This is a genomic window from Nonomuraea sp. NPDC049309 (assembly GCF_043196965.1).
GTDB classification, from domain to species: domain Bacteria; phylum Actinomycetota; class Actinomycetes; order Streptosporangiales; family Streptosporangiaceae; genus Nonomuraea; species Nonomuraea fastidiosa.
Map to the genome: position 1 here is coordinate 425,113 of NZ_JBICSH010000006.1, position 19,163 is coordinate 444,275.

Sequence of the window (19,163 nt, forward strand, 5' to 3'; positions counted from 1 at the left end):
GGCAGCGCGGGTCAGTTGTTCGCCGCGATGTAGATGAACCGCTCGATGATCACGCCGAACGCGATCAGGAACGACGGCACCGCGAGGATCAGCAGCCGCTTGCGGGCCCGCGGTGCCCGGTTCGGGCCGTTCAGCCGGATGATCTCGTAGCTGAACAGCGCCACCCACGTCACGGCCAGCGCGGCGATGCCCACCGGCGTCCACGGCGAGGTCGGGTCGCCCCGGCCCTGGTACGGCGTCGGTTCGGGGATCTCCGTGCCGCGCACGAACTTCTTCCACGTGTACAGCGCCGCATCCTCGTTGGCGAACACCCGCTTGATGTCCGGCGACTTGTCCAGCGCGGCGCGGAACCGCTCGCCCCAGTCGTCCGGGAAGCCCTCGTTGAGCTGCAGGTAGCTGACCTGGGCGCGGCTCACCATCAAGTACGAGTTGCGCGGCTGGCTCTTCAGCTTTTCGACCGCCTTGTCGATGCGCGTCGGGTCCTTGAACACCAGCGCCTGCTCGGCGAAGCTCACCCGCTCGATGTCCCGCTCGCCCCACGGCATCGACGGCGTGACCTCGGGGCCCTCCTTCGGCACCAGGTAGAGGACGCGGGCGCTCGGCTTGTCGTGCTCGTAGACGTAGTGCAGCGCCGCCACCTCGCCGGTGGTGACCCGCTCGAACTTCTCGTTGCCGTACCTCGCCACCAGGAACGCCATCGCGAACATCACCGCGAAGCAGGCCGCGAGCACCAGCGAGATCTTCCTGGTGAGCTGCGGGTTGAAGCGCACGTTGCGCTTGCGCAGCGGCACCGTCTCGTCGCGTACGTCGGCGCTGTCGGCCGGCAGGTTCGGGAAGAACGCGTACGCGGCCAGCAGGCACGCGCCCGGCAGCGCGAACATGTAGATGCGCAGCCCGATCTCGCCGCCGTAGCTCTGCAGCGCCAGCGCCAGCACCGGCACGCACAGCATGATCAGCGCCGAGCGGTCGAAGACCCCGCGCCGCAGCCGGCGGAACAACCCCGCCGCCGCGCAGCCCAGGATGACCACCAGGATGCCCAGCCGGGCCTGCAGCACGATCGCGTGCGCCGGGTCCGTGCCCTCGATCCTGTCGCCGGTGTTGCTGCGCAGGTTCGCCACGATGTTGCCCAGACCGCCGAAGATCGTGTCGATCTGGCTGGCCCAGAAGCCCACCGTCATGTAGCTGATCCAGGCCAGCACCGCCAGGCCGAGGAAGAACGGCAGCGCCCACGTCAGCGTCGTCCGCTTGAACAGCAGGAGCGCCGTTAGCACGCCCAGCATCATGAACGGCGTGATCTGGTGCGAGGCCACCGACGCCGCGAACAGCGCGATGAGCATCAGCAGCATCAGCAGCTTGTCGGCGCGGAACGTGCCGGTGTTGGCCAGCTCGCCCGGCGTCATCGCGTCGAGCTTGGCGATCCACTTGCGCAGGCCCTTCGGCGGGATCGGCTTCGTGCGCGGCTCCACCCGGCCGAACCAGCGCAGCAGGATCGCCACGAACGCCAGATACAGCGCGAACGTGAAGCCCTGCGGCGAGAAGTAGTCCTGGCCGATCCACTGCACCAGGATGAACAGCAGCGCCGCGAACCACCGGGCCCGCGTCGTCGCCACCACCTGGCGCAGGATGAGCACGAACGGCAGCAGGTAGAGCAGGTTCGACAGCAGCGGCGTCCATTGCAGGATCGGCGTCATGTCGGTGATGCCGGCCGCCTTCGTGACGAACGCGAACAGCGCGAAGAAGCCCGGCCAGCCCATGCGGGCGTCGATGTTGATCGCCGTGTCGCCGGTCCTGCCGATGAACTCCACGAAACCGGCGTGGATGTACGCCGTCGGGAAGCGCGGCTGCTCCGCCACCAGCGCGCCCGCCCCGTGCAGGGCGAACGTGATCGCGGCGATCTGGAACAGCAGCAGGAACTTGCGGTCGGTGCTCTGGGAGACCGTGACGAAGAACGACACGATCATGATCAGGATGGCGAAGAACGCCGTCGCCGGCATGGCCGAGATCAGGCCGAGGCCGTCGATGTCGGCCGGGTCCACGCCGCGCATCGGGCCCGGTGGCGCCTTGATCGCCAGGATGTACATGACCAGGCCCTCAAGGACCAGCACCACGGGCAGCCACTTGGGCGCGCTGGCGAGCAGCGCGCTCAGCTTGGCCTTGATCCCGCCCGGCTGCTTCTGCCGCGCGGGGGCGGCCTGCTGCTGGACGGGCACGCCCTGCTGGGCCCCGGGCGGGCCCATCGGCGGACTCTGCACCGCCACCCCACCCGGCGCCTGCCCGGGCGCGGCCATCGGCTGCACCAGCTCCGCCAGACTCCGCGCCCCACCGGCCCCGGCCCCACCGGCTCCGGCCCCATCGGCTCCTGCCGCACCGGCTCCGGCGCCATCGGCTCCTGCCGCACCGGCCCCGGGCCCGCCGAGCCCCTGCTCGGCGGCGACGGCGGCCGCTCCCGCGGCTCCGGTGGGTCCGGCTTGGGCCGGATGCGCGCCACCAGCGCCAGGGGAGTGGCCCGCGCCACCCGCGGCTCCCGCCGCGGGCGCAGCGCTCGGGTGCTCCCCGCTCGCCTGCCCCGCAGCAGCAGGACCGGGGGTCGCGCCGGAGGCGGGTGTGCTCGGAGCGGCCGCGCTCGTGGCGGTCCCGCCGGTAGCGGGCGCCTGGCCGGTGGGTGCCGTCTGCGCCGTGGCGTTCGTCGTCTTGGGCGGGCCGGCGGGCTTCGATGCGGCGGCGATCTTCATGGGCTGCGTGCCCGCGACATCCTCGCCCGCAACGGAGGCACCGGAGGCGTCGGATGTCGCGTCCTCGGCACCAGGCTTGGCGCCGGACGCGCTCGGCGTCGCGCCGGAGGTGCCCGTGCCGGACGCGCCGGGCTTTCCGCCGGAGGTGCCCGTGCCGGGCGCGCCGGGCTTTCCGCCGGACGTGAGGTTCGACGGGAGCCGGATGGCCGTGGTCTCTTCAGGGTCGGCCGCACCCTCGTCGCCGCTCTTCGGGGGTTCCCCGGCCGCGTCCGAGCCCTCCTCGGCGGAAGGCTCGAACGTCAGCTTCGGGATGACCCCGGTGGCGTCCGGATCGAAGGGCACGTCCGAGTCCTCCTTGTCACCACGTACGTCGGGGGCGTCGCTGGTCCCCGTGGTCTTGCCATCGCCGTCCCGTTGCCTCACGTTGACCATCATGAGGCCCCGGACGACCCCTGGGTGACAGGCGACCGACCCGTTTCATCAACTTTGAGGATTTTGCGAAGATTTCCGAGGATCACAACTGCGACGAGCAGCTCACTGAACAGCAGACCGTACCCGACCGCGTTGACCCCGAAGTACGGGAAGAGCGCCATCGTGGAGACGAGCACCAGCGCGGCGAGCCCGATCTGCACGGCGGCCAGCGCCCGCGCCTTGCTCTGCGCCCGCAGAGCGCTCAGATAGACCTCGATCAGCACCCTCGGCAGCACCGCCACGGCCATCAGCCGCAGCAGCAGCGTGCCCTCCTCGGCGAACTCCGACCCGAAGATGCGCAGGATCAGCGGCGCTCCGAGCACCGCGACCGTGATGATCGGCACCACGATCATGAACGCCCGCCGCAGCGCACGCCGGCAGTTCTCGGCCAGCGCGGCCCGGTCGAAGGAGCCCTCGACGGTCAGCGACACCGCCATGTTCATGGCCAGCAATTCGATCATGCTGGCCAGGGTGTGCGCCATCGAGAAGCGGCCGAACGTGGCCTCGCCGACCTGGGTGGCGATCACCACCGGCACCAGGTAGACGATGGCGAGGATCGACAGCGTGCCGGGGAAGTCGCCGGCCAGGAAGCGGCCGACCTCGCGCAGCCTGGGCGGCTCCTGACCAGGGTCGGACTCGCGCACGTGCCGGCGTACGACGACGCCGAAGATCAGCCACTGCACCGGGATGAGCGCGAGCGCGGTCGGGATGACCCACGAGACGAAGATGCCGCCGCTGGGCAGCGCCCCGGCCAGCGCCACCAGCAAACCCATCTTGACCAGGCCGAAGATCAGGTTGTTCAGCGGCACGAACGGCGCGCGGCGCAGCCCGGTCAGCACGACGTCCTGGAGCGTGAAGACCGCCCACACCACCACGGACGCCAGGAAGAACAGGCCGGGCCCGAAGCCCGCGAGCACGGAGTACGTCCTGCCCCACAGCGGCAGCGTCAGCAGGAAGCCGAGCGCGGCCACCCCGCCGGTGGCGGCGGCCAGGCCGTACCCGCGCAGGATCAGCTCGGCGGTGCGGCGGCCGGCGATCGGCAGGAAGCGCGCGAGCGCGCCCACGAAGCCCAGCGCCGTCAGCGAGGCGAACAGCCGCATCGCGGTGATGACGGCCTGCCCGCGGCCGAACTCCTCCGGCGTGTAGTAGTGGGCCGCGAGCAGCCAGTAGCCCATGCCGAGCACACCCGTGATGACCGTGTTGGCCATCAGCGCGTAGCCCTGGCGGAACAACGGGTTGCGCAGGTCGGTGACGACTCTCGCCCAGACCTTAGACATTTCCGCGCACCCGCTGCAGCCCGTACCGGGTCCTGCGGACGACCGCGTATCCCTTGGTGAGGATGCGTTCGCGCAGGTAGATGAGAGGTACGGCGGTGCCTTCGACGGCGCGCTTGAACATGTTGATGGTCGTGTTCCTGCCGACCGTCAACCGGGGGATGGCGAGCATGTCGTGACGATCTGCGGCGATCGTGTTGCTCACGGCGCAAGCGGCGAAGTATCCGGCTTTACGCACTTCACGGCGCACGCGGGCGCTGGAGTACCCGTACGGGTAGGCCATGGTGGCCACAGGGGCGCCGATCTTCTCCTCCAGCAGGCCCTTGTTCTTGCGCAGCTCCTGCCGCAGGTCCTCCATGCGGAGCTGGTCGAGCTGCGGATGGCTGTGGCTGTGGCCGCCGATCTCGATGCCGGTCTGCGCGGCCTCGCGGGCCTGGCTCCACGACAGCATCCTGTCCAGGGGCCGGCCCGCGGCGTCCTTGCCGGCGTCGGAGACCCAGCCGCTGGTCAGGAAGACCGTGGCCGGGAAGCCGTAGCGTTCGAGCAGCGGCAGCGCGTGGCTGTGGAAGTCGGCGTACCCGTCGTCGAACGTCACCACGATCGGCTTGTCGGGCATCGCGCGGCCGTTGTTCTTGTTCAGCGCGGCCACCAGGTCGCCCAGGGTGAGCGGGGTGAAGCCGCTCTCCTTCAGGTACGCCAGCTGCTCTTCGAGGTCCGACGGCCGCACCGCGTGCGGTCTGGTGTCGGCGTTGGGCGTGTCGGTGACCGAGTGGTACATCAGGATCGGTACGCGGGTCATGACCGTGTTCCCTCCTGTGTCCCTTCCCGTGCCGCCTCCCGTGCCGCGTCCCGTGCCGCCTCCCGGGAGACCTTGAGCCGTACGGAACCGACGACGTAACCCCAGGTCGTCCAGGCCAGCCCGATGACGATGGCGGCGGCCCGCCCGAGCCCGCTCAGATCGCCCCGCAGGGCGTCGCCGACGCCGCGGAGCGCGCCGAGCGGCAGGGTCTTCATGGCGTGAGCCCGCTCGCTCGACAGCCCGTCCTGGGTGCCGACCTCGCGGGTCACCAGCGCCTTGGACAGCCCTTCCGCGTAACACCTGGACCTGAAGTAGGCGAACCGCTCGCGCTGCTTGGACACCTTGTGCCCGATCACCGCGCGCGGCTCGTACAGCATGATCGAGCCCGGCTTGCGCTGCGAGAGCCTGATGCAGAACTCGGTCTCCTCGCAGCCCAGCGGGCGGGACTTGCGTCCCTGCACGCTGCGGCCGATGCCGCTGTGGAAGCCGCCCACCTCGGTGACCGCATCGCGCAGGAAGGCGGCGTTGCCGCCCATGACGTTGCGGATCGGCGCCCTTACCGCGGGCATGCCGCGGTAAGTGCAGCCGACCGTCCAGTCGAACTCGTGCGGGAACCACGAGGGCCGCCGCCCCGACGCCCACAGGGGCTCGGTGCGGCCGCCCACGCCCACGACACCGGGTTCCTGGAAGCCCTCCTCCAAAGCCTCCAGCCACCCGGGGTCGGCGACGGCGTCATCGTCGAGGAACGCGACGATCTCCCCGTTGGCCGTGGCCACTCCGGTGTTCTTGCCGCCGGACAACCCCTTCTCGTGCGTGTTCTCGACCACGATGGCCTGCGGGTACTCGCGCTTGAGCTTGAGATGCAGGTCGGGGTTGTGATCGACCACCAGGATCAGCTCGTGTGCCGGGCGCGTCTGGTTCTCGACCGACTCGACTGCCTGCCTGATGTCCTCCCACCGCTCCTCGGTGTAGACGCAGATGACAACAGACGTGTTCACAGAGATCCTTTACGCGACGCCTCGGTCGGCGGTCGGGGTGGCTGCGGGCTCGGGCTTGGGCGGAGTGGGCTGGCGGCGCCACTCCTTCAGGATGGTCTTGAGCACGCGGAAGCCGTCCCGGACGACGTGCAGGTTGCTCTCGCCGTGAATGCGGTTGTGCTCGTGGCTCGGCACCTCCTGCACCTTGAGCCCCGCCTTGGCGGCACGCACGTTCATCAGGGTCTCCACCTCGAAGCCGTCGCAGTCGAGGTCGAGCACGTCGAGATGACGCGCCCAGAACGCGTTGTAGCCGTAGCAGAGGTCGGTGTACTGGGTCTTGTACATGATGTTGACGATCCCCGTGAGGATCTTGTTGCCCAGGCGCCGGTTCAGCGTCAGGTCGTCACTGCCGCCGCCGGCGGCGTAGCGCGAGCCCTTGACGAAGTCGGCACCGGTCACCAGCGCGCCCACGAAGTTGATGATCTCGCGGCCGTCGGTCGAGCCGTCGGCGTCGATCATCACGATGATGTCGCTGGTGCAGGCGGCGAAGCCGGCGGCGAGGGCGTCGCCCTTGCCCTTCCCCTTCTGCGTCACTACTTTGACGTTCGGCCGCAGCCGCTTGGCCACGGCCACCGTGTCGTCGACGGAGTTGCCGTCCACGAGCACGATCTCGTCCACCCACTGGGGGATGGTGGCGAAGACGTGGGGGAGGTTCTCCGCCTCGTTCATCGCCGGTACGACCACGCTGACGGTCGGGGAGATGGCCAGGTGCGGAGTCACCGGCGTGAAGCTGGAAGGCGGCGGCATCGACCGCAGCGGTGCGGAGTGGACCTTGCCGTTGTGCTTGGTTATCTCGGGACTCATAGCGAGGGATTCCTTCCCGGACCGGCACCGCCCGCCGGTTTGTGAACCGTTCCCGGGTGCTGCGGCAACGGCGAAACCGACGGACGGTGCTTCGACGGTCCAGTGGAGTGAGGGTGTTGGTGCTGTACCGGGGTCTTGCTCGGGAGCGGTCTAACGTGCTCCCGTTGGTTCCTGACTTACCGCATTGGGTGACTCCTGATGTTGCATCGAGGTGCGCACCCGACCGAAGCCCTTGAGGACGCGGTCGGCCGCCTTATAAAGAGACGGCCGATCCATGACGATTGTTCGGGCCTTGTTGAAAGGAGTTCGGCCCATCCAGTGCACCGCGGCCGTCGCCGACGGCCGCGAGACGCGACCTTCGGCGACATAGAGGACACCGCTCTTGAGCCAGTCCTTGTACTCCTTGCCGCCCTTGCCCATGTCCACCATGTGCAGCCCCGCGTTCGCGGCGGCCTCGGCCATCCGCATGTGGTGCACCATTCCGGGCGAGTAGCGGCCGAACTCGGTGTCGTAAGCGGGAAACCACCCTACGAGCGTGGTGGCCGTACGGAGGCCGAAATGCCCGGCCACCGGCACGTCACCCGCATAGAGCATGGTCAGCACGCCCGCGAAGTCCGCTGAGTTCTCGGCATGCATCATGTCCGTCAGCTCGACGATCCACGGCTGGGCGAACCTGTCCACCCGGCCGGTCCGCCGATACTGGTCGGACTTCCACGCCAGCAGGGTGCGCAGCACCTCGGGGTCGGCCGAAGCCCACTCCAGGCGCAGCTCGCCGTGCTCCCTGCCGAGCTTGCGTTCCTTGTACCTGACGGTCTTGAGGTTCTTGGGAGAGTTGGCCTTGACCTGCTCGAGCCAGGCGTCGAAGCCCGAGGTGAAGTCCATCACGGGTGCGGGCCTGACGTCCGACTCGTACGGAGCGAACGTCGGCTGCCCGGCCACGAGGTGGTCGAAGTCGTACACGCTGAGCTTGCAGGCGCGCAGCAGGGCCTTGGCATCGAGCTTGAGCCCGGGCTCGGCGATCAGGCCGTGGCAGGTGGTGAGGAAGCCGCCGAGCGGCTTGCCGATGCCGAAGCTGTGCCGCTCGTACGGAAAGAACCCGACGATGCGCCCCCCGTCGGAGATGACCGCCACCCTCACGTAGTCGCGCAAACGGTCCATCGCCACGGCGAATTCGACCGACAGGAACGGGTTGTCCAGACTTGGATCGGCTTTCTGCAGCGCGCGCCATCGCGCGCGCTCGGAGTCGCCGAGTTCTCTGGGCCGGACTACCTCGATATTCACCTTGCCCTGGCCCCCTGTTCGGTCTGCATGCGGTTCCCCCGGTACAACACCCGAAGCACGTACATGAACCCGCCGAGCACAGCGACCGTCGCGACACCGGCTCGGGGCGACCACGCGTCGAAGAGCAGCATGGCCTCGGCGAGCAACACGTTGAGCACCAGGCTCGCGGCTGCTCCCACGGAGAGTGCGGCAAGGGGGTCACGATCGCGCAACAGTCCCACCACTGCCGCCCCTGGAACGACCAGAAGGAACAAGGAGATCAGAAACGGACGCAGAGGCGTCTCGATATCGAACAGGGCGATGACCGCACCTGCGATGCAGGCGAGCGCGACCAGCCAGGCCAGCGCCCTGCGGTGCTGCTTGAGCATCTCCTGTCAATCTCCTGCCTTGCTGGTGAGAACGCAGATCGATCGCAATTGATGGGATCAATCGGCGCCTCGACACGTCAATGCCGACGCTTGGCGACGCGCGCCGGTTTACTGGCAGGCGCAAGAAGTTCGTGTGACTTTCAGCACACGGTCAAGTGATCGCCGGCCCCGAAGCGGTCCCCAAGCACACCAGAATGCCCTATGTGACCTAGGATCTTCGAGTCAGGGTCCGATATATCCCTGTTTGTCGTTCAGACTAGGCGATCTACTGTCCGTTTGCGTCGGCTTTACGCAGTGCCTCCGCATCCGTCGTTTCCAGTGCCGAGCCGGACCTGTCCGCGGACGGTGCGACCGTCCTCAGCGTGGGCGCCTCGGTCGGCTCGCCGTCCTCCGTCGGCAGCCCGGCCGGCGGCTCCGGGACCTCCTCGCCCTGCCACGACACCGTGCAGGTGGCGGTGCCCGCATTGGAGGTGAAGGCGATCCTGCCGGTGCCCGGCTCGTACGGCTCCGCGACCGTCACCCGGATCTTCACCGCGGCGCCCGCCCTGATCGAGCCGCTCTCCGGAGACACCTCCAGGCCCTGCGCGGCGGTCGCCACCCAGGAGACCGCCGCGTTGCGGGCGCGCAGCCCGATCTCGCCCGTGCCGGTGATCGACCGCGGGCAGGTCGCGATCAGCTTGGCGGCCGGGGCCGGCCTGCGGCGGGTGGCGGTCGGCCGGGCGGCGGGGCGGCTCCGGGGCCGTGCGGCGGCCGGGCGCGAGGCCGGGGGAGCGGCGGACGGGCGCGTACGGGTCGCCGACGGGGACGGGCTCGGCTCCTCCTCCGGCTCCTCCGGCTCGGTCTCCTCGGCGTCTTCCGTGAACTCGGGCTCCTCCAGGGGATCCGCGGGCGGCGGCGTCGTGGCGGGCGCCGGTTCCGGCCGGAGCGCGCCCACCTCGGCGGCGTCCGATCCGTTGATCACCACCACCGCGCCCGTCGCGGCCAGCAGGCAGGCGCCGGCCAGCATGAGCGGGGCAAGCCGGCGCGGCCCGCGGCGGCGGCGCTCGTCCTGCGCCACGGGGAACCCGCTGCGATCGAGGCTGTCGCCGCGATCGGTGATCAGCTCGCGCGTCTCGTCCAGCTCGGGGCTGACGCACGTGTCGATCACCCGGCGGCGCAGCGAGATCTTCGGGTACGCCACCGGCATCATGTCGAGCAGCCGTGCCGCCGAGACCTGCCGGTGCCGCCTCTCCGTGCACACCTCGCAGCCGCCGATGTGCCCCGACAACCGCCGCCGCAGCAGCGGGGTCAGCGGCCCCTCCCACGAGTCCACCATGGCCGACAGGTCGGGGCAGTGCGCCCGTCCCGTCCTGGCCAGCACGACGGCCGCGGCCGCGATCTCCAGGTGGTCGCGGGCCCGGCTCAGCCTGGCCGCCGCCTGCCTGCCGGTCAGCCCGAGCACCGCCCCCACCTCCGCCGGGGTCAGGCCGTGGCGCAGCGACAGATCCAGCACCTCGCGCTCGCCCCTGCGCAGCTCGCCCAGCGTCTCGTGAACCAGTTCGGCCAGCTCGGGATCGTCGTGCTCGGCGGGGTCGGGCAGCGGCAGGCCCGCGGGCGGGGTGCCGGGCCGGTGCGCCAGGCGGGCGCGCACCTGGAACCTGGTCAGCGCGTACAGCCAGGCGCGCAGCTTGGCCGGCTCCTTCAGGCGCTCGACGCAGCCCTGTGCGGTCACCAGCGCGTCGTGCACCGAGTCGGCGGCCATGTCGCGATCGCCCGACAGCGCGAAGGCGTAGTCGTGCAGCCGCTCGCCGTAGAAGTCGTAGAGCCTGGCGGGAGCCTCGGCGTCCGCGCGCCGCAGCGCATCGATCAGTTCCTGCTCGTCGGCGCGGTCGATGGTCGGCCATCCAGGCACGGACATTCCCTCCCCGGCGGGTGAAACGGGCTTCGGAGCCCCACGCGCAAGGAAGACGCGGCCTGGTTCGTACGGGTTCGCCCTCCATGCCGAATGGGCATGGAGGACGTCTTTCACATCAGTTGTCGCAATTCGGGGTGCAGAGGCGGCGTTCCATGCCCCGCAGGAAGAAGTCGCGGACCTGGAGGATGTTCTCCGCGATGTACGCCTCGCCGCCCGTCGCCTTGGCCAGCGCCTCCATCTGCCGCTTGCCCTTCTTGGCGTCGGGGCCGAAGGCGATGAGCAGGATGCTGATCGGCCGCTTCGGGTTGTAGGTCTGCTTGAGGAAGCGCAGCAGCTCGCTGTCCGTGACGCCGCCGTCGGGGTCGTCGTTGCCCGCGCCGTCGGTGAGGATGAGCAGGGTGTTGACCTTGTCCTGCTTGTACGTCTTGGTGAGCTGCGTGTAGGCCGCCTTGACCGTGTCGTTCAGCCCGGTGTCGCCCGTCTCCTTGGCCTTGAGCTGGGCGAACGTCTTGACCAGCATCTCCTTGCGCAGCGTGCCGTTGACCGGCTCGCTGAGCGGGCCGAGCGGGACGACCTCCTTCCAGTCCTTGCCCTTGCCGTCCAGGTGCGTGGAGAACGTCCACAGGCCCATCTCGGAGCCCGGCGGGAACAGCGCGAGACCCTCCGTCGCGATCTTGTTGATGGCCTGCATGCGGGTCATGCCGGTGCCGGGCACGGGCAGGGCCATGGTGCCGGAGACGTCGAGCAGCGTGAGCAGGCGGGTGCCGAGGTTCAGCCGGGTCCAGGTCTGCACCACGCGCGCGACGGTGGGGCCGTCCGGCGGGTCGAGCGGGGCCGGGGTGTCCTCGTCGAAGCCGTCGGCCTCGGCCAGCGCCTTGCCCGCCTTGCCGTCCACTCCGCGAAAGCCCGCCTCGCGCAGCGTCTTCGCCGACGCCTCCGAGGACAGCTCCCGCTTGAAGTCCGTGGCGGCCTTCACCGTCTGCGGGTCCTTGGCGAGGACCGTGACCGGGTAGTCGAGGCTGAGCGTGCCCTCCTTCGGATAGAGGGCGACGACCGGCGAGTCGGGCTTCTTGCTGTTGTGCGCGAAGATGGCCTGCTCGGAGGTGACGCCCACGGGCACCTTGCTGCCCGGCTTGACGGTCAGGCTGGCGAGCAGCGCCGTCGAGTCGGACACGAGCTGGCCCGACAGCTCCTTGAGCGCGCCCACCAGCGCCTTGTCCTGCCCGGCCTCCTTGGCCGTGCCGGCCGCGGCGAGCAGGGCCGCAAGGCCCGCGGAGTTCTTCTGCGGGTCGAGGGCGAGCACCCTGACCTTCTTGCCGGGGCCGTCCACGTTGGCCACGTTCGCCGCCGAGATCACCGAGATCCAGCTCGGCTTGAGCGCGTCGGTCAGCTTGCCGGCCGCCGACTTGGCCACCGCCAGCACCACGGGCGACGTCGCGATCGACCCCTCCACCTGCGGCAGCGCCTCGCCGTCCGGGGTCTGGCGCATGCTCTCCATGAGCAGGCTGGAGTCGGCCACCCAGAAGTCGGCGTCGGCCTTGCCGGCCGCGACCTTGTTCGCGGTCCTCGCGGAGTCCTCCTTGGCGACCGTCACCTCGACGCACTTGCCGTCCACCGTGTGCATCGCCTTGTTGTACCGGCCGGCGATCTTGTTGAGCGCGGGCTGGATGTCGGGGGCCGCGACCACGCGCAGCGGCATCCTGCCGCCGGTGCAGTCATGGTCGCGGGTGAAGATGACGAACGCCGCGACACCTAGCAGGACGGCCATGGCGACGGCGCCGGCCAGCGGTACGAGTACTTTGCCGCGGCTGTTCCTCGGTCGCTTGCGCGGGAGGGGTTCGCCGGCTGGGTAATCGCCGCCGAGATCGTCTGTGCGGTGTCGCCCCACGATGTCCTCTTAGGTGTTTTAGAGACCGTTCGGAGACCCTAGCGGGAGATGCTCCGCAATACTCCGGGAACGATACTCGGTGCGGTCTCTGTGGGAAAACACCACTTTTGGTGCGACGATTACGATCTGTTGCGGTCAATGGCAGCAAGCGTGACCGGCCCACGCGCGGCGTCCCTCGCGTACCGCGACGGCCGCGAGCAGCACCGCCACGGCGGGATCCACCCACCACAGGCCCAGCGTGTTCAGGTACAGACCGGCCAGCACCCCGGCCGCCGTGGCCGCGCACATGAGGTTCTGCGTGCCCTCGCCGGACGTGGCCGCCGACGCCAGCCGCCTGCCCAGCCGCCGCTTGGCCAGCCCCAGCACCGGCATGCCGGCCAGGCTGACCGCCGTCACCGCGATGCCCAGCACGCTCGGCGCGGCACGGTGGCCCGCGTCGAGATCGTGGGCCACGTGCACGATCAGATAGGGGGCGAGCAGCCAGAAGCTCACCGCCACCGCCCGGCGCGCCGTGCTCTCCGCGTGCGGCGACAGGGTGCGCGCGCCGGTGAACCGCCACACCACGATCAGGCTGGCCACCGACTCCACCAGCGCCGACAGCCCCCAGCCGATCAGCGCGACCGAGTGCGCGGCAAGGCCCGCCGCCAGGCCGAGCGCGCTCTCCGCGCCCAGCCAGCCCAGCGTGATCAGCGAGAGCGTGCGGGCGGCGCGCGCCGCCCGCAGCCAGTCGGCTGACGCGGCCGGATGCTCATGAATCCGCTGATCAGGCACCATGAACCCCCGAACTCCCGGCTGATCCGGCCGTCGACAGCGATAAGTAGCGTACCCACTACGGAACGCGACAGGGAATGATCGCGGCAAAAGCCGATCAAGCTTCGCCCGCATAATGAAACCCGATCAAGGGGAGGGTCCGGTGCCGTTCACGCCCAGCCACATCGCAGCCGTGCTGCCACTGATCGGGCCATCGGCCCGGCTCCGCCGCGTGCTCGACCCGTGGGCGCTGGCCATCGGCGCGATGGCGCCCGACCTGCCGCTGTTCCTGCCGTTCCTGCCCGAATACCGGGTCTGGCACTCCTGGCCGGGGATCGTCACCCTCGACCCGCTCGCCGTCCTGGTCCTGCTGCCGCTCTTCCACCTCGTGCTGCGCGACCCGCTGATCGCGCTGCTGCCGCCGGCGCTCGCCGGCCGGGCCGCGCTCCTCGCCCCGGAACGCCTGCGCCCGCTGCCCATGGCCGCGGGCGCCGTGGCGGGAGTCCTCACCCACGTCGTGTGGGACTCCTTCACCCACTCCCGCGGCGTCATCGAATGGGGCGGATGGCTGTCGGTGAGCGTCCTCGGGGTGATCCCCCTCTTCCGCCTCCTCCAGTACGCCTCGTCCGCCATCGGCCTCGCCGTCGTCGCCTGGTGGGCATGGCGGGGGCTGTCCAAAATGCCGGCGGCGCCCGTACCCGAGCGGCTGCGCATGACCGCGCGCGCCCGCGCCGCCGTGCTGACCGCATCCGGGCTCGGCGTCCTGGCCGGCGCCCTGCTCTGGCCGCTCGCCGACGAGCCCGACCCCCGCTTCGGCATCGCGAGCCTCATCACCGAGACCGGCATCGGCACCGTGATCGGCCTGTTCGCGGTGCTCGCGTGCCATGCGCTGGTCTGGCAGGTCAGGCGGCGCATGGCAGTATCGGAAGGTGCTTGAGTACGTCACCGACATCGACGACCCCCGGCTGTCCGACTACACCCGGCTGCGCGACGTCGAGCTGCGCAAGAGCCTGGAGGCCGAGCGCGGCCTGTTCCTCGCCGAGGGGGAGAAGGTCATCAGGCGGGCCATCGGCGCCGGATACCCCATCCGCTCCGTCCTGACCACCCGCCGCTGGCTGGCCCCGCTCGAAGACGTGCTCGGCGACGCCCTCGTCTACGTCGTCAGCGACGAGATCATGTCCGGCATCGCGGGCTTCCAGGTCCACAGAGGCGCGCTCGCCTCCATGGAACGCCTGCCCCTGCCCTCCATGGACACCCTGCTCAAGGGCCCCGCCCGCCGCCTGCTCGTCCTCGAGGACCTGGTCGATCACTCCAACGTCGGCGCCATCTTCCGCTCCGCCGCCGCGCTCGGCGTGGGCGGCGTCCTGCTCTCGCCCCGCTGCGCCGACCCGCTCTACCGGCGCGCGGTCAAGGTCTCGATGGGCGCGGTCTTCTCCATCCCGTACGCCCGCATGGACGACTGGTTCGACGGCCTGGCCCGGCTCCGCGAGGCCGGCTACCGCACCCTCGCCCTGACCCCCGACCAGAGCGCCACCCCCATCGACCGCGTCCACCTCACCGACCGCGTGGCCCTGCTGCTCGGCTCGGAGGGCGACGGCCTGTCCTCACACTGGCTGGAGGAGGCCGACGAGGCGGTCTGCATCCCGATGAGCCCCGACGCCATGGCCGCCGGCGTCGACTCCCTCAACGTCGTGGCCGCCGCCGCCATCGCCTGCCACGGGCTCATGCGGGCTGACCAGCGGGACGTTTAGGAGCGTGGCTGCGGGCACGGGCATTCCCCACGCGAACGTAAGGAGCAGGAATGCAGCCCGTCGAGAAAGCCGCATCGCTGGGGGTGAGCCTGCTGAGCGGCGTGCTGGCCGCCGCGCTCTTCAGGCGGGCCTGGACGCTGGTCTCCGGCCAGGACGAGGCGCCCGACGCCGAGGACCTGGAGCGGGGGCTGGCCGAGGTGCTGGTGGCGGCCGCCGTCCAGGGCGCCGTCTTCAGCGCGGTCAGGGCGGCCGTGCAGCGGGCGGGCGCGAAGGCCGTTCGGCGCCGGCACTGACCGGCACCACGAACGGCGGCTGTCAACGGCACCGAACGGCGGCCGTCAACGGCACCGAACGGCGGCTGTCAACGGCCACCGGACGCACTGTGAACGGCGCTGCGAGCGGCAGGCGCTGAGCGGCGGGGACGCCGGCCCGGATCACCGGTCGTCGCCGGTGAGCCAGTCAGGGTAGCCGTCGAAGTGGTGGGCGATCGGCACGCGGTCGATGGGCCGGTCCCCGCCGGTGCGGCGCACGTGGCGTTCCAGCGCGGGCACCTGCTGCTCGGTCGTGACGAGGGTGAGCTGCCAGGCCGTCGCGCCGGCGGCGGACGGGTGCGGGACCTCGGCGATGTCGATCGACGTGGCGAGCCCGGAGAGCAGGATGCCGTGCGCCAGGTCGGCCGCCGCCTCGTGGCCCTCGATCAGAGTGCGGACCTCGACGAATTCCGCCATCAGGACGTCCTTTGGGAGGGGTGTGGGGCTCACCCTACTCGGGAACGGACGGCGGGCCGAATCCATCGGAAAACGTACAGGTGTGTCGTGCCGGGCCGTCGGGACGCCAGACAGGGCGGACGGCACGGACGATGCGGCACACTGTCATGGTCCGATCACCGAACGTGCGCGCACGCGCCCCCGCCGGAGGGTCCATGAACCGGGCTTGGATCGTCACGCTCACCGCCGCGACGGGGCTGCTGCTCCCGGCCTGCCCCCTCGCCGCAGACGCCGCGCAGGTGGCCGTTTCCGGGCGGCCCGCCGTCGCCGGGGAAGAGGCCGTTTCGGGGCGGCTCGCTGTCGCCGGGGAGGAAGGCGTTTCCGGGCGGCCCGCCGTCGCCGGGGAGAAAGCGGCCTCCGCGCGGCTCGCCGCCGCGCCGAAGAGGGCGGGAAAGGAGGCGCTGACCTGTGCCGTGTCCACACCGTCCGAGCATCCGCTGACGTTCACGCCCACGGTCGGCCTGACGACGCGGCGCATCTCCGCGCGCGGCTACCTGGAGCTCACCGGATGCACCTCACCCGACCACTCGGCCCCGTTCCTGCGGTCGGCCTGGGTGAACGTCAAGGCCACCGCCCAGGCGTCCTGCGCCACCGCGCGCCGGGTTCGCGGCACCGCCGTGATCACCTGGTTCGGCGCCACGGGACGGCCCGCGGGCGCCTCGAAGCTCGCCATCAAGGCCGACCGCCTGGTGGCCAGGCACCCGGCCGACACCCTGCTCACCGGCACCGTGCGCACGGGGTGGCTGGCCGGGAAGCGGGTCGCGGGGGGCATCGCACCGCCCACGGCCATCCTCGGCTGCGCCGCGAGCGGCCTGCACGCCTACCCCGGCCACGGCACCATCACCTTCGGCTGACCGGTTCGCGAGCTTACGGCTGACAGAGTCGGCCGCCTCGGCTGGCTGAGCGCCGTCGCCGCTCGCGCAACCGGATGGATGGCCGGGTGAGCAGCGCCTGCCGCCGGCGTCGCCGGCCCGGTGATCAGCGGAGCACTGCCCGGCCGCCTGCGTGGCCGGCTCGGTGGTCAGCGGAGCACTGCCCGGCCGCCTGCGGGGTCGGCTCGGTGGTCAGCGGAGCACTGCCCGGCCGCCTGCGTAGGCGAGCGATCGGTCGTTCAAAGCCGCCTGCTCGCCCGCATAGTCGAGCAGCTTCTCCGCGGTGGCGAACCGGCGCTCGTTCTGGTCGCCGAGCAGCACGCCCACGATCTGCACGCCGTTGCGCTCGCCCGCGAAGAGCAGGCAGTAGCCGGCCGCGTTCGTGTACCCGGTCTTGACGCCGAGCACGCCGTCGGCCCGCGACAGCAGCTTGTTGGTGTTGCGCCAGGTGTGCGCCCGGTGCACGGCGGTCTTGGACACCTTGTGCACCTTGCTGCCGACCACCTTCGTGAAGACACTGCTCCGCAGCGCGTACTGCGCCAGCTTGGCCTGGTCGGCGGCCGTGGAGTAGCCGCCGTTCGACGGGGTGGGCATGCCGTCGGCGTTGGTGTAGCGGGTGTTCCTGAGGCCGAGCTCGCGGGCGGTGCGGTTCATCTTGGCGACGAAGGCCGCCTTGCCGGGCCCGTAGTGGCGGGCCAGGGCGTTCGCGGCGTCGGCGCCGGAGGGCAGCAGGAGCGCGTACAGCAGGTCCCTGACCGTGAAGCGCTCGCCCTTGCGCAGGCCCGCGGTGGCGGCGCCGCCCTTGGCGGCGTACTTGACGTCGGCGGCGCTGATCGTGACCACGTCGCTGAGGTCGGCCTCCCGCAGCACCACGTACGCCGTCATGACCTTGACGAGGCTGGCCACCGGTACCCGCTTCGTCGCCCGCTTGCCGACGTGGACCGTTCCTGCGGAGTCGATGACGTACGCCTCCTTCGCCTTGACGGCGGGAGCGCTCGCGGCCTGCGCCGGCGCGCTGAATCCGACGATCGGCGTGGCGAACCCGACAACCAGCGCGACCGCCGCAGAGCTAATCAAACCCCCAATACGCATGCCAATCATGGTGACAGGAGATCAAGGGTTCGTTTGCCGAACTGGGCCACGCGTCGCGCTCAGATGGGGGTAAATCCTTCATAGATCCGATATGGCGGGGGGCTGTTGGCCATGACGGGAAAGTTCGTCATCAGCGGTGATGAGCAGGGCGGATACCGGTTCGCGCTGGTCGCCGGCAACGGGCAGACGCTGGCGGTGGGGGAGGGGTTCCCCACCAAAGTGGCATGCGTGAACGGTATCGAAACCGTGCGCAGGACCGCGCCCGGGGCGGTGATCGAGGATCACAGCACGCCCGCCCCGGTCGTCGTCCAGACCGAGCCGGCCGCCCAGAGCTGACCGAGCCGGCCGCCCAGGGTTGGTCGGGCTGGTCGTCCAGGGTTGGTCGGGCTGGTCGTCCAGGGTTGGTCGGGCTGGTCGTCCAGGGTTGGCCGGGCTGGTCGTCCAGGGTTGGCCGGGCTGGTCGCCCAGCGCTGGCCGGGCCGGTTGCCCAGGGTTGGCCGGGCTGGTCGCCCAGCGCTGGTCGGGCAGGTCGCTCACAGCTGAGCGCCCACGCCCGTGGTCGCGCGGGCGCGGCGGTCCGGCCGGGTCCGCGCCTGCCCGGCCGGTGCTGTGTGAGCGGAACCGGGTTTGTGCCTGAATAAGCGGGATCATGCGGACGGATCCAGCTCCATCCCTGTGTGAGCGGGGTTGTGCGGGTGGAGCCGGGGCTGGGGCTGCTCGGTCAGAGCCGGGGTGGTTACGAGTCCTGAGGGATCAGGGGCTGAGCTTCGGCGGCGCGGCGCCTGCGGCGGCGGCGTACCGTGAGCCAGGCCACCGCCGCCACGGCCAGCACGGCTGCGACGGCGGCCGTGATCGGCGAGCGCGCGGCCAGCTCCAGCCAGCCCCACACCAGCGCGGTGAGCCCGAACCACCAGATGGGCGCCCAGGTCGCGCAGCCGAGCGCGCTGGCCACGACGTACCAGGGGTAGGAGACGCGCAGCGCACCGGCGACCCAGGGCAGCGTGTGGCGCAGCATCGGCACCCAGAAGCAGCCGTAGACGGCGAGCGCGCCCCAGCGCTCGACGACGCTCTCGATCTTGGCGATGCGGTCGCGGCCGATCTTGACGCCGACGCGCGACTCGTACAGTTTCTCGCCGAGCTTGCGGCCCACCCAGTAGTAGACCTGGAACGCACCGAACAGGGCCACCATGAGGAGGACCCCGACCAGCCAGTACGGCAGGTTGAGCCAGAACGGTTGGGTGGGGGCGGGGACGGCCATCATCGCGTGCCACATGAACGGCCCACCACCCCTCCCGAAATTCTTAGGACAGCCTTACCTTAATTCAGCCTAGGCCCGGCTGCCATACCCGGGTGCAAGCCGCCCGCAGAGGGTGTAACTCACCG

At 70.6% G+C, this 19,163-nt stretch carries 18 protein-coding genes; 5 read left to right on the forward strand and 13 right to left on the reverse strand.

From position 1 onward, the window contains the following. Positions 1-11: 11 nt before the first annotated feature. The 10 genes from ACGFIM_RS33620 to ACGFIM_RS33665 all read right to left on the reverse strand — a co-directional run bounded on the left by ACGFIM_RS33620 (position 12) and on the right by ACGFIM_RS33665 (position 13,322). Positions 12-3,155: a hypothetical protein gene (locus ACGFIM_RS33620; RefSeq protein ID WP_393208835.1), complete on the reverse strand. Its 3,144-nt coding sequence runs from the start codon at positions 3,153-3,155 to the stop codon at positions 12-14. Between the two features lie 8 nt (positions 3,156-3,163). Continuing rightward, positions 3,164-4,480, reverse strand: coding sequence for a lipopolysaccharide biosynthesis protein (locus ACGFIM_RS33625; protein WP_393208838.1), 1,317 nt, complete (start codon positions 4,478-4,480; stop codon positions 3,164-3,166). Beyond that, a complete protein-coding gene (locus ACGFIM_RS33630; RefSeq protein WP_393208841.1) occupies positions 4,473-5,276 on the reverse strand; it encodes a polysaccharide deacetylase family protein in 804 nt (267 codons plus the stop codon). The genes ACGFIM_RS33625 and ACGFIM_RS33630 overlap by 8 nt, the downstream gene beginning before the upstream one ends. Beyond that, positions 5,273-6,274, reverse strand: a complete 1,002-nt coding sequence (locus tag ACGFIM_RS33635; protein ID WP_393208844.1) for a glycosyltransferase family 2 protein — start codon at positions 6,272-6,274, stop codon at positions 5,273-5,275. The genes ACGFIM_RS33630 and ACGFIM_RS33635 overlap by 4 nt, the downstream gene beginning before the upstream one ends. Before the next feature lie 9 nt (positions 6,275-6,283). After that, a complete protein-coding gene (locus ACGFIM_RS33640; protein ID WP_393208847.1) occupies positions 6,284-7,117 on the reverse strand; it encodes a glycosyltransferase family 2 protein in 834 nt (277 codons plus the stop codon). Positions 7,118-7,267: 150 nt separating this feature from the next. Continuing rightward, positions 7,268-8,398 carry a GNAT family N-acetyltransferase gene (locus tag ACGFIM_RS33645; RefSeq protein WP_393208850.1) on the reverse strand — a complete coding sequence of 377 codons (1,131 nt, stop codon included), beginning with the start codon at positions 8,396-8,398 and terminating at the stop codon, positions 7,268-7,270. Further along, on the reverse strand, positions 8,395-8,766 hold the full coding sequence (locus ACGFIM_RS33650) for a hypothetical protein (protein ID WP_364058407.1): 372 nt from the start codon (positions 8,764-8,766) through the stop codon (positions 8,395-8,397). Before ACGFIM_RS33650 ends, ACGFIM_RS33645 begins: the two co-directional genes overlap by 4 nt. Positions 8,767-9,031: 265 nt before the next feature. Beyond that, positions 9,032-10,657 (reverse strand): sigma factor, encoded by a 1,626-nt coding sequence (locus ACGFIM_RS33655; RefSeq protein ID WP_393208853.1) that lies wholly within the window; start codon positions 10,655-10,657, stop codon positions 9,032-9,034. Between the two features lie 118 nt (positions 10,658-10,775). Next, positions 10,776-12,428: a substrate-binding domain-containing protein gene (locus tag ACGFIM_RS33660; RefSeq protein ID WP_393208856.1), complete on the reverse strand. Its 1,653-nt coding sequence runs from the start codon at positions 12,426-12,428 to the stop codon at positions 10,776-10,778. A gap of 255 nt (positions 12,429-12,683) precedes the next feature. Next, positions 12,684-13,322 (reverse strand): hypothetical protein, encoded by a 639-nt coding sequence (locus ACGFIM_RS33665; protein WP_393208859.1) that lies wholly within the window; start codon positions 13,320-13,322, stop codon positions 12,684-12,686. 139 nt (positions 13,323-13,461) lie between these two features. On the opposite strand from ACGFIM_RS33665, the gene ACGFIM_RS33670 reads away from it, so the two are divergent. Genes ACGFIM_RS33670 through ACGFIM_RS33680 form a run of 3 tightly spaced genes read left to right on the forward strand, consistent with a single transcriptional unit; the run spans position 13,462 to position 15,342 of the window. Then, positions 13,462-14,235, forward strand: coding sequence for a DUF4184 family protein (locus ACGFIM_RS33670; RefSeq protein ID WP_393208862.1), 774 nt, complete (start codon positions 13,462-13,464; stop codon positions 14,233-14,235). Then, positions 14,228-15,049, forward strand: a complete 822-nt coding sequence (locus ACGFIM_RS33675) for a TrmH family RNA methyltransferase (RefSeq protein WP_393208865.1) — start codon at positions 14,228-14,230, stop codon at positions 15,047-15,049. Before ACGFIM_RS33670 ends, ACGFIM_RS33675 begins: the two co-directional genes overlap by 8 nt. 50 nt (positions 15,050-15,099) lie before the next feature. Next, positions 15,100-15,342 (forward strand): DUF4235 domain-containing protein, encoded by a 243-nt coding sequence (locus tag ACGFIM_RS33680; protein ID WP_393208868.1) that lies wholly within the window; start codon positions 15,100-15,102, stop codon positions 15,340-15,342. A 141-nt stretch (positions 15,343-15,483) separates the two neighbouring features. Here ACGFIM_RS33680 and ACGFIM_RS33685 read toward each other — a convergent pair whose 3' ends face one another. Continuing rightward, complete coding sequence (locus ACGFIM_RS33685; protein WP_393208871.1) at positions 15,484-15,777, reverse strand: hypothetical protein; 294 nt, start codon at positions 15,775-15,777, stop codon at positions 15,484-15,486. A 194-nt stretch (positions 15,778-15,971) separates the two neighbouring features. On the opposite strand from ACGFIM_RS33685, the gene ACGFIM_RS33690 reads away from it, so the two are divergent. Next, positions 15,972-16,670 (forward strand): hypothetical protein, encoded by a 699-nt coding sequence (locus ACGFIM_RS33690; protein WP_393208874.1) that lies wholly within the window; start codon positions 15,972-15,974, stop codon positions 16,668-16,670. Positions 16,671-16,880: 210 nt separating this feature from the next. On the opposite strand, the gene ACGFIM_RS33695 is transcribed toward ACGFIM_RS33690, so the two are convergent. Further along, positions 16,881-17,765, reverse strand: a complete 885-nt coding sequence (locus ACGFIM_RS33695; RefSeq protein WP_393208877.1) for a D-alanyl-D-alanine carboxypeptidase family protein — start codon at positions 17,763-17,765, stop codon at positions 16,881-16,883. Between the two features lie 126 nt (positions 17,766-17,891). On the opposite strand from ACGFIM_RS33695, the gene ACGFIM_RS33700 reads away from it, so the two are divergent. Beyond that, the gene (locus ACGFIM_RS33700) at positions 17,892-18,116 is read left to right on the forward strand and encodes a YegP family protein (protein ID WP_393208880.1); all 225 of its coding nucleotides are present in this window, start codon (positions 17,892-17,894) and stop codon (positions 18,114-18,116) included. A gap of 400 nt (positions 18,117-18,516) precedes the next feature. On the opposite strand, the gene ACGFIM_RS33705 is transcribed toward ACGFIM_RS33700, so the two are convergent. Beyond that, positions 18,517-19,053, reverse strand: coding sequence for a DedA family protein (locus ACGFIM_RS33705; protein ID WP_393208883.1), 537 nt, complete (start codon positions 19,051-19,053; stop codon positions 18,517-18,519). Positions 19,054-19,163: the final 110 nt, after the last annotated feature.

Bases quoted from the DNA above. Each gene is read 5' to 3' on its own strand.
- ACGFIM_RS33680 (WP_393208868.1), top strand. From the start codon at position 15,100: ATGCAGCCCGTCGAGAAAGCCGCATCGCTGGGGGTGAGCCTGCTGAGC.
- ACGFIM_RS33705 (WP_393208883.1), bottom strand. From the start codon at position 19,053: ATGTGGCACGCGATGATGGCCGTCCCCGCCCCCACCCAACCGTTCTGG.
- ACGFIM_RS33650 (WP_364058407.1), bottom strand. From the start codon at position 8,766: ATGCTCAAGCAGCACCGCAGGGCGCTGGCCTGGCTGGTCGCGCTCGCC.
- ACGFIM_RS33640 (WP_393208847.1), bottom strand. From the start codon at position 7,117: ATGAGTCCCGAGATAACCAAGCACAACGGCAAGGTCCACTCCGCACCG.
- ACGFIM_RS33660 (WP_393208856.1), bottom strand. From the start codon at position 12,428: ATGGCCGTCCTGCTAGGTGTCGCGGCGTTCGTCATCTTCACCCGCGAC.
- ACGFIM_RS33630 (WP_393208841.1), bottom strand. From the start codon at position 5,276: ATGACCCGCGTACCGATCCTGATGTACCACTCGGTCACCGACACGCCC.
- ACGFIM_RS33625 (WP_393208838.1), bottom strand. From the start codon at position 4,480: ATGTCTAAGGTCTGGGCGAGAGTCGTCACCGACCTGCGCAACCCGTTG.
- ACGFIM_RS33685 (WP_393208871.1), bottom strand. From the start codon at position 15,777: ATGGCGGAATTCGTCGAGGTCCGCACTCTGATCGAGGGCCACGAGGCG.
- ACGFIM_RS33700 (WP_393208880.1), top strand. From the start codon at position 17,892: ATGACGGGAAAGTTCGTCATCAGCGGTGATGAGCAGGGCGGATACCGG.
- ACGFIM_RS33690 (WP_393208874.1), top strand. From the start codon at position 15,972: ATGAACCGGGCTTGGATCGTCACGCTCACCGCCGCGACGGGGCTGCTG.
- ACGFIM_RS33665 (WP_393208859.1), bottom strand. From the start codon at position 13,322: ATGGTGCCTGATCAGCGGATTCATGAGCATCCGGCCGCGTCAGCCGAC.